The following is a 12,438-nucleotide window of genomic DNA, read 5'->3' on the forward strand; positions in this document are numbered from 1 at the left end:
CCCTTGCAACGCCAGGGCGAAGGATTTATGGCGATATCGATGGGGTACTGCAGGAAATGCGCCAATCTGCAAAAAAGCGGGGGCCGCTGTGCAGCCCCAGTTGCTATCAGGTGAAACTCAGTCGGCCAGCCAGCCCCACTCCCAGTGGCGCAGGTTGTCGTCACGCAGCACGAAGTCGCGCATCACCGCCTCGCGCAACTCGTCGCCCATGCGGTAACTGGCCGCCGGGTCGGCCAGGTGCGAGCGGATCGCCTGCAGCCATTCCTCGGTGCTGTTGCTGTACACCCGCGTGCACGGCAAGTAGCCGCGGTAGGCCTCGGTGTCGGTGCAGATGGTCGGGTAACCGCAGGCGCCGTACTCCAGCAGCCGCAAGTTGCTCTTGCAGTCGTTGAAGATGTGGAATTCCAGCGGCGCCAGGGCCAGGTCGAGGTTCAGGCTCGCCAGCTTGGCCGGGTAGCGCGCCAGCGGCACGCCCGGGTGGTACTCGTGGATGTAGGGCTTGAGCGCCTCGGGGCACATGCCGAAGAACACCCACTCGACCTCGTTGGCCAGTTCGCGCACCACCTCGGCGATGATCTCCAGGTCGCCACTGTGGCTGGTACCGCCGCCCCAACCCACCCGCGGCTTGCTCGAAGTGCCACGGCGGCTGGCCGGGAGGTTGGTCCACAGGTGCGGTGCCAGCATGTTCGGCACCACGCGGATATCGTCATGCATGTCTGCCAGCGCATTGGCCAACGCCTGGGTGGTCACCACCACCCGGTCGCACAGGCTGATGCCACGGCGCAGGTGCTGCTCGATGTCGGCTGGCTTGTTGCGCGCATGGGTGTTCTTCTTCGGCGCGCTGAGCACGTAGTCGTCGATCTCGAAGATGCGCCGGGCGTTGGAGAAGCGGGCGATGCGTTCGATGTCGCGCACCGAGTCATCGTTATGGCGCAACTGCAGGATGATCACGTCCGGGTCCATGCGCGCCAGCTGGACCACGGTCGGCGACTCGTAGACCACGCGCCCGACCACGCGCCCGGCGGCTTCCAACTGCTTGAACGGCTGTTCGACCCGGTAATGGCCCACCGCACTGTCGTTGATCGGCAACCCCAGCACCGACGGCAAGGCCCGGGCACACAGCGGGCTCCAGCTGCCACGCAGGCTCGGCTCGAGGCTGAAGTCACCGTTGGCCAGCCCCAGGTTGGGGTTATAGGCCGGGTCGCGGACGACCTTGCTCAGCCAACGCTCGCAGAACACCTGCTGCTGTTCCAGCAACGCGTCCTGACCAAGCCCATCGCTGCTGGTCGTCGCTTCGCGCTTGAGCAGCACGGCATAGGGCGTGCCGACCACCAGATAACCACGTGCCCCCGCACGCAGGCACAGGTCGAGCTCGGCCATGCCCTGGCTCAGCGGTTGCGCACCCAGCCCTCCCAGCTCGGCGAACACTGCCTTGCGCACCATCAGGCAATCGCCGCCGACAGCGCTCCAGTCCTGTACCACCTGCAAGCGTTGCAGGTAACCACGCGACTGCGCATCTTCCCCGGCGAACGCCGGACCGGCCACGCTGGCAACCCCCAGCACCCGGCCCGCCTCGACCACCCGGCCCTGGGCATCGACCAGCTTGGCGCCGACCACCGCCACTTCCGGGCGCTGGGCATGCTGGAGCATTTCCGCCAGCCACTGGCCGTCGAACACCTGCACGCTGGCATCGAGCAACAACAGGTAGTCACCGCAGGCCTGGGCCGCCGCAGCATCGAGCAACTGGCTGCGCGAACCGCCGAGCGCCCGGACCACGCGCAGCATGCCTGCACCGAGCTCGCTCATCGCCTGCAGCCAGCCATCGACGTCGGCCGCCACGCTCGGCCCAGCCACCAGCAAGACCTCGTAGCGGCCATAGGCGGTGCGCTCGATCAGCCCTTCGACACAGGCCTGCAGGCCCGCCAGGTCATCACCGACAGCAACCAGGATCGATACCTGCGGGGTGTCGGCATGCAGGTAGTCGACCCGATTGAGCAACGACAGGTCGTCATGCCGGATCCGATGCGCCACGCCCAGCCGCTGCAGATGCGCAGCCAGCACCGGTTCGCTCTGGGCGATCACTTCCGGCAGCGACAGCCAGTTGGCGAAGCTGAACTCCGACTGCACCTGGATTTCGGCAATGTGCTCGACCACCTGCAGGCCTCGGCTCTCGACCAGGCGCCAGAGCAGGTCATGCGGGGCCAGCTCGGCAAAGCCGGCATCGAAACCGCCAAGGTCGAGAATCGCCTCGCGGGCGAAGGCCAGGGTGCGGCCGACGTAGGGGTAGCTGCGCAACAGATCGAGGTTGAAGTCCGGCTTGAACACCGGTTCGCCCGGCTGGTCATCGAGCCAGGCCCCTTCATCGCTGTAGGCGCAGGCCAGGTTGGGGAACACCGCGGCACGTTCGGCCAGCAGCAGAATGGCCGACTCGGCGAGCCGGTCACCGGCACGCAGCAGGTAGATCCAGTCGGCGTCGTGCAACGAGGCCAGCAACTGGTTCAACTGCTCGGGCCAGTCGCTCTGCAGCGCCTGGTGCACCAGCGGGATCGGGCTGGCGGGTTCGGCATCGGCCAACACCACGCAGGCATGCACCGGGTACAACTGCCCGGCCAGGCTGTCGAGGGTACGCCCCAGGGCCTGGGCGTCACCTTGGGTATCCAGCACCACCGGGACGATGCGCGGCTGGCGCGGCCAGGCCGCTATGGCCTGGGGCAGCAGGCCGCGCTGCACGTCGCTGAAGCGGCGCGCCGCCAACCACTGCTGGTAAAGCTCGGCATAGCTTTCGCATTCGCTGCCCACCCGGCCACCCAGGCGGGTCTGCCAGTTGCTGATGATGCGGGCCACGCACAGCTCCTGCCACTGCCGTGGCTGCAACTGTGCCTCGGTCAATGGCACGTAGCGCACCCAGCCACTGGCGGGCGCCGCTTCGCCACTGCGCGCGGCGAGCATCTGCATCATCCAGCGCCACTCCTGCGGTGCGGCCTGGACCAGCGCCTCCTGCTTGCTCAGGCGCTGCGGGTGCAGCCGTTCGATCAGGCCCGGCTCGCTGAGCATGACCAGGTTGCCGCGCCGCATCAGGCAGGCGAACAACGCCAGGTCCAGCAGCGCGACGAAGCTCAGGCCATCGCTGGTGAGCGCCTGCAACCACTCCAGTGCCTGCTCGCGACGCATCAGCGCCGCGGAGAAATTGCCGAGGAAGTTCACGGGCCGCCCATCGAGCATGGCCAGCATGTCTTCGCCCTTGAACAGGCTGTCGACATTGGCGAAGCGCGCATTGGCGATGCGCATCGGCAGGATGAAATTGTTCTCGTCACAAAGCACCCGCTGCGACAACACCAGGCCGACTTCGTCGTGCTCCAGCAACGCCTTGGCCTGGTGCGTCACGCACTGCGGGAACAGCCGGTCGTCGTCGCACAGCACCTTGACCAGCGCACCCCGGGCCAAGCCCACCGCCTGCACCAGGTTGGCGACAAAGCCCAGGCGCCGGCTGTTGCGCACGTAGCGCACGCAAGCGCGCAAGTCGCCCTCGACAGCGTTGACGATGGCTTCGATTTCCTCGCCTTCGCTGTCATCGCAGACCAGCACCTCCAGGGCTTCATAGGTCTGGCCGAGGGCGCTGTGCAAGGCCATGGCAAAGAACCGTGGGCTGTAGGCAGGGATGACGATACTGACGAGAGGCTTTTCGTTCACGTTGGCGACCTTGCAAAAAAAAGTGCGCCGCACCTGACGGTGGCGGCGCACGATTGGCTACGCATGCAGCGCTATCAGATGTAGTTGACCAGCGACAGACCGGCGACCTTGGCATATGCCTGCAACGAGGCCTGCAGCATGTTGGTCTGCATGGTCAGGCGGATCATCACTTCGGCCGGATCGCTTTCGCGGATCGAGCTCTGGGTCTTGGTGTTCTCCGCGCCCAGCGCCGAGTTGGTCTCGGCCTGCACGTCCAGCGCCTGACCACGGCCACCGATCGAGGCGATCGACGAAGTGACCTGGTTGGTGGCGCTGCCGATGTTGCCGATGGCCGAGTCCAGCGCAGCCTTGAACGTCTGCGCCGCCGCCGGGTCACCGTCGATCGGGGTGCTCAGCGCAGCGCGCAGCTGGCTGATGGTATCGAGTACATTCTGGGTCTGGTGGGTGTCGACCTTGACGGCAAACGAATCACCGGCACTTGGCGCCCCGGACAGGTCGAACTGCACACCGAGTACCGTGGCGCTGGTACCGCTCAGGGTGCCCGTGGAGATCGGCCGGCTGCCGTCGCTGACCGGCGCAGTGTACAGCTCGAAGTCGGTGGCGCTGGTGAACTTGAGCACCGCGCCTTCGGGGAAGGCAGCCTTGTACGCCGCCTGGTCGACCACCGAGCTACCGGTGATCTGCACCGACGAAGCATTACCCGGGCTGCGGCTGCTGCCGATCTGGTCGGCCTTGGAGGTCAGGCTGAAGGTGTGGCCGGCAATGGCTGCATCCGGGTCGGCTTGGTCACCGGCCTTGAAGCTGATGTCCAGGCGCAGGTCGACGCCACGGAAGCTGATTTCGGTGTTGTCGCCGTTCGGGTCGAACTTGCCGCCCTGGGTGGCTTCGAGGGTGACGTCGTTGCCGTTGGCATCGGTGATCTTGAACTGGGTGCTGCTGACGAACTCGATGCTGTACGGCTCGCCGCTGCGGAAGCGGTCGTTGTAGGTGGCGCTGCCGGAAACCTGGCCGTTGGACAGGCTGACCCGGCCATCATCGGTGGCCGGTGCCGTCAGCCGGGTTTCGCTGCGGCTGGTGTTCAGCGCCTGCTCGAAGGCATCGTAGCCGGTTTCGTTGGCCGCCAGGCTGAGCATGTCGCCGACCTGCAACTTCAGCTGCGACTGGTCGCCCTGGTAGGAGTAGGTGCCATCGGCATTGCGCACGTACGGCTGGGTGTCGCCCTTGGAACCGGAGAAGATGTACTTGCCGTTCTCGTCCTTGCTGTTCATCAGGGTGAACAGCTGCTGCTCCAGCGAGTCCAGTTCGGCGGCATTGGCCTTGCGGTCGTCGTCGGTGAAGCCGGCGTTGCCGGAGCTCACCGCCAGTTCGTTGACCCGCTGCAGGATGGTGCCGATGGACTTCAGGGTGCTTTCGGCAGTACCCAGGGCATTGCGCACATTGACGATGTTGTCGCCGTACTGTTCGAGCATGTTCTGCTGCTGCTCGAGCTGCAGCAGGCGGGCGGCGCCAACCGGGTCGTCCTTGGCCGAGCGCACGCGAATGCCATCGGTGGCTTCCTGCTGGGTCTTCACCGAGTTGGCGAAGTTGCGCTGGTAGTTGGCCTGGTTGGTGTTGTAGAACTGCGAAGTGGAGATGCGTACGCTCACGATCTACGGCTCCTTAAAGACTGTTGATCAGGGTGGCGAAGGTTTCCTGGGCCGCCTTGATGATCTGCGACGACGCGGTGTAGTACTGCTGGAACTTGATCAGGTTGCCGGTCTCTTCGTCGACCGACACCCCCGACAGGCCGTTGCGGCTGTCCAGTGCAGAGGTATGCAGGGCCGAGGTGGCATCGCTGTCCATCTGTGCCTGGCCAGCCTTGCCGCCAACGTTGGAAACCAGCTTGGCATAGGCGTCGGTGAAGCTGATGCCCTTGCCGTTGGTCCCCACCTCGACCGTGGGCTTGGTCTGCAGGTCGATCACCGATTGGGCGTTGCGGTTGTCTGCGGAGCCGGCGCCGGTCAGCGCCACGGTATAGCTGTCGCCGTTCTTCGGGGCGCCCGAAACGCTCATCTCGAAGGTGAAGTCGCTACCCAGCGGGTTGCCGCTGCCATCGACCATCGGCACCGACAATTGCAGCTTGTTTTCCTGGCCGGGGATGATCGTACCGCTGCCGATGCTGTTGCCCTTGGCATCGTACAGGGTATAGGCCTGGGGCGACGTGCTGTCGTCACCGAACACCAGCTTGACCGGGGTGGAATACTTCAGCCCGGTCTGCAGCTGCGAGCGCTGGGTGGCGTCATAGATGTCCATTTCCGAGGTCAGCGTCGGCTGGGTGATCACCCCGGTGCCTTTGTTCCCCGCGCCACTGGTGGCGGTCAGCGGTGCAGCGAGTGCCAGGCGCTTGGGGTCGGTGAGCACGGTTTCGATGCCGGCCGCAGCGTTGCGGGTCGGGGTGATCTTGAAGCTGTCGCCGGCACTCAGGCCACCACCGTTGAGCGACAGGGTGAAGCCGTCGATCACCGGCGGCGGCGTGTCACCGAGGTCGAAGCTGCCCATGTCGGTGCCTTCAGGCAACTTGCGCACGCTGTAGCCAGTGGCGCTGGTGAAGGTCACCTGGTAATCGCTGGTGGTCAGCTTGCCGGTGTCCTTGATGGTCACGTCGAGGTTGCCGGAGCCGGCGCTGTTGCCGGACTTGGCAATACTGCGCTGGCTGACCGCCGCGGCGCTGTTGATGTCGCCGAACAGGGTGGCGCCGAAGTTACCGTTCTTGTCGATACCCTGCGCCAGTTGGCTGTTGATCGCGTCCGCCACCACCAGGGCCACGCGGCCCAGCTCGTTGAGCGCCGGATCGAGGGTTTCCTTGCGGTAGCGGATCAGGCCACCCAGCTCGCCCCCGCTGGTGGTGCTGGTGATGTCCATCTTGGTCGAGCCGCGGTTGAGGATCAGGCTCATGCGGGTCGGGTCGGTCGCGCTCGGCTCCACGCCCAAGGTCTGGGTGGTCTTGCCCAGTACCAGGGCCTGGCCGTTTTTCAGGTAGACGTCGTAGTTGCCATCACGCTCCACCACATCGGTGCCGACCAACTTGTTCAGCTCACGCACGGCGCCATCGCGCTGGTCGAGCAGGTCGTTGGGCTGGCCGGAGATCGAGGTGACGCGAGAAATCTGGTCGTTGAGGTCAGCGATGGTCTTGGTCAGGTTGTTCACCTGATCGGCGATCGCCGCCATGTTGGAGTTGATGTTGCTGTTCTGCTGGTTGAGCTGCGCCGACAGCGTGTTGAAACGCTTGCTCAGGGACTGCGCGCTGGTCAGCAGCAGTTGCCGCGAGGCGTCCTCGGTCGGTTTGGCCGCGGCATCCTGCAGCGTACTGAAAAAGCTCTGCAGCGCGGCGGTGATGCCGGTATCGCTGCTGGACAGGGCGGTATCCAGCGGAGTGATCTGGTTCAGGTACGAGGCGGCATCGCTGCTCAACGACGTGGTGCTGCGCAGCTGGTTTTCCAGAAATGCGTTATACACCCGGCGGACATCGGCCAGCGTGGTGCCGGTGCCGATGAACACCTGGCCGACCTGCTGGCCACCCTTGGTCTTCTGCACATTCTGCTGGCGTGAGTAGCTTTCGACATCGGCGTTGGCAATGTTGTTACCGAGGGTGTACATCCCCGATTGCGCGGCGCCAAGCCCCGACATACCAATGTTGATCAGACTCGCCATGGTTCCATGCCCTTAAAGTTTTGTTGCGGTACCGAGCATCGCGTAGTGCTCGTACGACTTCATCTGTCTTGCGATCTGCGAGATCTTGCTGGCGTAATTCGGGTCGGTGGCGTACCCGGCCTTTTGCAACTCTTGCACGAACTGTTCTGGTTTATCGGCGGCCTTCACCGCATCTTGATAGCGCGAATTGTTCTGTAACAAGCTGACCAGGTCGTGGAAGCTGTCCTGGTACGAGTCGTAGGAACGGAACGCTGCCGTTTCCTTGACGAACTGGCCATCGCGGAACTCGCTGGTGATCGCCCGCGCCGAATCGCCCTGCCAGTTGCCGCTGGCCTTGATGCCGAACAGGTTGTGGCTGCTGCTGCCATCGCTGTTGCGCATGACCGACTTGCCCCAGCCGGTTTCCAGCGCCGCCTGCGCCACCAGGTAGCGCGGGTCGATGCCGATGCGCTTGGCCGCCTGTTCGGCCATCGGCAGCATGGTGGCAACGAATTCGTCGCTGTCGGCGAAGGCCTTTTTCGGTGCCAGCGGTGGCTGGGCCACAGCGCGCCCGAGGATGCGCAGGCCGTTGTCCGGCACGGCAAAGGTCTTGGCCACCTGCTGGCCGTCGCGAGCCGGCACGGCAGCGTTGTTGGTGGTGGCGGCCGACGGCACGATGCCGGCCAGCAGGCGATCGGTGACCCTGCTCGGCAGCGCCAGGCGCCGCGAATTGAGCGCGGCCACATCGTTGCGGCCGGCATTCGCCTGGGCGACATGCACAGGCTCGGCGACCTTGTTGCCCCACAGCGTCGGGGCGTTGCCCTCGATGCGCGGGAACGGGCTGGTGTTGGCCGGCGCGCCCTTGTTCTTCGACAGCTGGCGCACCAGCACGTCCTGCAGGCCGATCCCCCCGCCTTCGCGGGACATGCTCACGGCCAGCTGCTGGTCGTACATGTCACGGTACTGCTTCACCGTCTCGGTGTTCATCGGGTTGTCGTCGGCCAGCACGTCGCTGGCCTTGCGCGAGGCCTTGAGCATTTCGCTGATGAACAGCGATTCGAACTCCTGCGCCACCTTGCGCACGTTGGCGTCGCTGTCGCGGTCGCCGTGCTTGAGCGAGCTCAGGCGGTTGAGGTCGGTGTAGGCACCGCTGTCGGCGCTACCGGAAACCAGGCTTTTGCTGTTCATCGGCAGCGTCCTCAGATCACGATCAGGTCGGCCTGCAAGGCGCCGGCCTGTTTCAGGGCTTCGAGGATCGCCATCAGGTCGCTGGGCGCTGCACCTACCTGGTTTACCGCGCGGACGATTTCATCCAGCGTGGTGCCCGGGCCGAACTTGAACATCGGCTTGGCTTCCTGCTCGGCGTTCACCCGCGAGCGCGGCACCACCGCGGTCTGGCCATTGGAGAACGGCCCCGGCTGGCTGACGATCGGGTCTTCGGTGATGGTCACGGTCAGGCTGCCGTGGGTCACCGCCGCCGGCGACACCTTGACGTTCTGGCCGATGACGATGGTGCCGGTACGCGAGTTGATGATCACCTTGGCCACGGCCTGGCCCGGGTCGATCTCGAGGTTTTCCAGGATCGACAGGTAGTCGACGCGCTGGCTCGGGTCCATCGGCGCGGTGACCCGCACCGAACCGCCGTCCACGGCCTGGGCCACGCCAGGGCCGAGCAGCTCGTTGACCTTGTCGACAATGCGCTTGGCCGTGGTGAAGTCGGGGCGGTTGAGGTTCAGGGTCAGGCTGTTGCCCTGGTTGAAGCCGCTCGGCACCGCCCGTTCGACGCTAGCGCCACCCGGGATGCGACCAGCCGACGGAACGTTGACGGTGATCTTCGAACCATCCCGGCCCTCGGCATCGAAGCCGCCGACCACCAGGTTGCCCTGGGCGATGGCATAGACGTTACCGTCGATACCCTTCAGCGGCGTCATCAGCAGGCTGCCGCCGCGCAGGCTCTTGGAGTTACCGATGGAGGACACGGTAATGTCCACCACCTGGCCCGGCTTGGCGAAGGCCGGCAGGTCGGCATGCACCGACACCGCCGCGACGTTCTTCAACTGCACGTTGCCGGAGCCGGCCGGTACCTTGATGCCGAACTGCGAGAGCATGTTGTTGAAGGTCTGCAGGGTGAACGGCGTCTGGGTGGTCTGGTCACCCGTGCCGTTGAGCCCCACCACCAGGCCATAGCCGATCAACTGGTTGGAACGCACGCCAGAAATGCTGGCGATGTCCTTCAGGCGCTCGGCTTGGGCACCGAACGCGCAGGACAGGAGCAGGGTCGCGGCAATCAGCTGCCTTACGTAGAACATGTTCATCCGTACTCAGAAGGGCCAAAGCGGACTGATGAAGAAGCGGTCCAACCAACCGGGCTGGCTGGCATCGGCGAACGAACCGGTGCCCGAATAGGTGATGCGCGCATCGGCCACCCGGGTGGACGGCACGGTGTTGTCGGTGGCGATGTCATCGGCACGGATCAGGCCGGCGATACGCACCAGCTCTTCACCGGTATTGAGGGTCATCCACTTTTCGCCGCGCACGGCGATGATGCCGTTGGGCAGCACCTCGGCCACGGTGACGGTGATCGAGCCGGTCAGGGTGTTGCCCTGGGTGGCCTTGCTGTCACCCTTGGTGGTGCGATCGCCGCTGTAACCCGCCTCCAGCGACAGGTCGCCGCCGCCGAACGGGTTGTTGGTGTTCGGGTTGGCGCCAAACAGCGAGGTCAGGCCGATGTCGGCCTTGCTGTTCTTCTGGATCTGCGAGCCGGCGTTCTTGCTCGCCGAAGTGCGTTCGTTGAGGGTGATGGTGATGATGTCACCCACGCGGAACGCCTTGCGGTCGGTGTACAGGCTCTGCTCGAAACCGGCCTGGTAGATCGAACCGTTGTTGGCTGCAGCCGGCAGCGGGGTGCGCGGCAGGACCGGCGCGTAATACGGGTCGTTCGGCTTGGGCGTCGGCGCGACGCAACCTGCCAGCACGACCGCCCCCCCCAGGGCGAACACAGACAACAAACGCTTCATGACACTTACCTCACGGTGTAACGGGAGTAGAACCTGCACTAGGGCTTAGAGCTGCTGGGTTACGAACGACAGCATCTGGTCAGCGGTGGAGATGACCTTGGAGTTCATCTCGTAGGCACGCTGGGTGGTGATCATGTTCACCAGTTCTTCCACGGTGCTGACGTTGGAGTTCTCCAGGGTCTGCTGCAGCGTGGTACCAAAGCCGTTCAGGCCCGGGGTGCCGACTTGCGGCGCACCACTGGCGGCGGTTTCCAGGAACAGGTTGTCGCCAATTGCCTGCAGGCCGGCCGGGTTGATGAAGTCGGCGGTCTGGATGTTGCCGATCACCTGCGCTGCCGGGTTGCCGGCGGTAGTGATCGACACGGTGCCGTCCTGGCCGACGGTGAAGGTCTGGGCGTCATTCGGCACCACGATCGCCGGTTCCAGGGCAAAACCCTGGGCGGTGACGATCTGGCCATCGGAGTTCAGGTGGAAGGTACCGTCACGGGTATACGAAACCGTGCCATCCGGCTGCAGCACCTGGAAGAAGCCACGGCCGTTGACCGCCATGTCCAGCGGGTTTTCCGTGGTCTGCAGGCTGCCGGTCTGGAAGTTCTTCTGCGTGCCGACGATGCGCACACCGGTACCGACCTGCAGGCCGGATGGCAGTTCGCTGTCCTGGGTGGACTGCGCACCTGGCTGGCGCTTGATCTGGTACAGCAAGTCCTGGAACTCGGCGCGATCACGCTTGAAGCCGGTGGTCGAGACGTTGGCCAGGTTGTTGGAGATGACCGTCAGGTTGGTGTCCTGGGCGGATAGGCCGGTTTTAGCGACCCAAAGAGCCGGAAGCATGTAAGTTCTCCTCGTGCGCCTGTTTTACGGCACCCGTTCAAAAGTGATTAGCCGATTTGCAAAACACGCGCCATGGCTTCGTCGCCTTCCTTGGCCGCGTTCATCATCTTGACGTGCAGTTCGAATTGACGGGACAGCGCCAGCACCGAGGTCATTTCCTCCACGGCGTTGACGTTGCTGCCCTCCAGGAAGCCCGACACCACCCGCACATTGACGTCGGCGGCGGCTGGCTGGCCGTCCTTGGTGTGGATCAGCCCGTCCAGGCCCTTGGTCAGGCCTTTGCTGTCCGGGTTGACCAGCTTGATACGGTCGACCTCGGCCATCACCCGTGGGTCTTCACCCATGGAGCGGATGCTGATGGTGCCGTCGGCGCCGACTTCAACCTTCTGCTCTGGCGGGATGGCAATAGGGCCACCGTTACCGATCACCGGCATGCCGTTGCCGGCACGCAGCACGCCAAGCGCGTCGATGTTCAGGCTGCCGGTACGCACATAGGCTTCGCTGCCGTCGGGTGCCTGCACGGCAATGAAGCCCTTGCCGGTCACCGTCACGTCCAGGTCGCGCCCGGTTTCAACCATCGGCCCTTCGCTGAAGTCGGTGGCCGGGCGTTCGGTCATGGCAAAGGCACGCGCCGGAAAGCTGTCGCCGAACACCGGCATCGAGCGCGCCTGCTCCAGGTCACGCTGGAAACCATTGGTGGAAATGTTCGCCAGGTTGTTGGCGTGGGCCTTCTGCGCCAGCGCGTTCTGGCTGGCGCCGGTCATGGCCACGTAAAGCATCTTGTCCACAGTCATCCTCCGCTGCACTGGCGATCGTTTGCCGCTCGCCGCTGCTGTGCAGGCTCTAAAGCAAGTTCCGAACCAACTTTTCGAAATCAGCAAAAAGCCCGTGATTACGGGCTTTTGCGGGGTTTTGCCGAAGCGCGGACGCCGGTTATCCGGCGCCGGGTTGCCGATTGCGGCAAGCCTGCAGCAACGTCTTCGCAGGCAAACCGGCGAACACGTCGGCCAGGTCAAGGCTCGCGGCAGGCGCCATTGGTGAAGGGCCCGGCAAACTTCTTCCAGCCCTCCCCCGGCGGCCACTGCGAGCACACCAGGCGCCCATCCACCTGGCTTTCCCAGCGCCACCACGGCGCGGTGCCAGCCTGGGCCTGGTACAGGCACGCTGCAGCAATCAGCGCGACAAGCAGTTTGTTCATGGAGCCCCCTGCAAAAACGACGAACCCCTTCAT

At 64.7% G+C, this 12,438-nt stretch carries 9 protein-coding genes; all 9 read right to left on the minus strand.

The window, feature by feature from the left end; all coding sequences use genetic code 11:
* Nucleotides 1-117: 117 nt before the first annotated feature.
* Nucleotides 118-3,690, minus strand: coding sequence for a glycosyltransferase (locus tag HG549_RS18215; protein ID WP_170031147.1), 3,573 nt, complete (start codon nucleotides 3,688-3,690; stop codon nucleotides 118-120).
* 74 nt (nucleotides 3,691-3,764) lie between these two features.
* On the minus strand, nucleotides 3,765-5,336 hold the full coding sequence (locus tag HG549_RS18220) for a flagellar hook-associated protein 3 (RefSeq protein WP_170031149.1): 1,572 nt from the start codon (nucleotides 5,334-5,336) through the stop codon (nucleotides 3,765-3,767).
* 13 nt (nucleotides 5,337-5,349) lie between these two features.
* Nucleotides 5,350-7,380: a flagellar hook-associated protein FlgK gene (flgK, locus tag HG549_RS18225; RefSeq protein WP_170031151.1), complete on the minus strand. Its 2,031-nt coding sequence runs from the start codon at nucleotides 7,378-7,380 to the stop codon at nucleotides 5,350-5,352.
* A 12-nt stretch (nucleotides 7,381-7,392) separates the two neighbouring features.
* Nucleotides 7,393-8,547: a flagellar assembly peptidoglycan hydrolase FlgJ gene (flgJ, locus tag HG549_RS18230; RefSeq protein ID WP_170031153.1), complete on the minus strand. Its 1,155-nt coding sequence runs from the start codon at nucleotides 8,545-8,547 to the stop codon at nucleotides 7,393-7,395.
* 11 nt (nucleotides 8,548-8,558) lie between these two features.
* A complete protein-coding gene (locus tag HG549_RS18235) occupies nucleotides 8,559-9,668 on the minus strand; it encodes a flagellar basal body P-ring protein FlgI (RefSeq protein WP_170031155.1) in 1,110 nt (369 codons plus the stop codon).
* Between the two features lie 12 nt (nucleotides 9,669-9,680).
* Nucleotides 9,681-10,376 (minus strand): flagellar basal body L-ring protein FlgH, encoded by a 696-nt coding sequence (gene flgH / locus HG549_RS18240; protein ID WP_170031157.1) that lies wholly within the window; start codon nucleotides 10,374-10,376, stop codon nucleotides 9,681-9,683.
* Between the two features lie 45 nt (nucleotides 10,377-10,421).
* Nucleotides 10,422-11,207, minus strand: coding sequence for a flagellar basal-body rod protein FlgG (gene flgG / locus HG549_RS18245; RefSeq protein ID WP_170031158.1), 786 nt, complete (start codon nucleotides 11,205-11,207; stop codon nucleotides 10,422-10,424).
* A 47-nt stretch (nucleotides 11,208-11,254) separates the two neighbouring features.
* Entirely contained in the window at nucleotides 11,255-11,995 is a 741-nt protein-coding gene (locus HG549_RS18250; protein WP_170031160.1) for a flagellar basal body rod protein FlgF, read from the minus strand.
* 224 nt (nucleotides 11,996-12,219) lie between these two features.
* The gene (locus HG549_RS18255; protein WP_170031162.1) at nucleotides 12,220-12,405 is read right to left on the minus strand and encodes a hypothetical protein; all 186 of its coding nucleotides are present in this window, start codon (nucleotides 12,403-12,405) and stop codon (nucleotides 12,220-12,222) included.
* Between the last annotated feature and the right edge of the window lie 33 nt (nucleotides 12,406-12,438).

Source organism: Pseudomonas sp. SK, from assembly GCF_012975065.1.
GTDB lineage: Bacteria > Pseudomonadota > Gammaproteobacteria > Pseudomonadales > Pseudomonadaceae > Aquipseudomonas > Aquipseudomonas anuradhapurensis.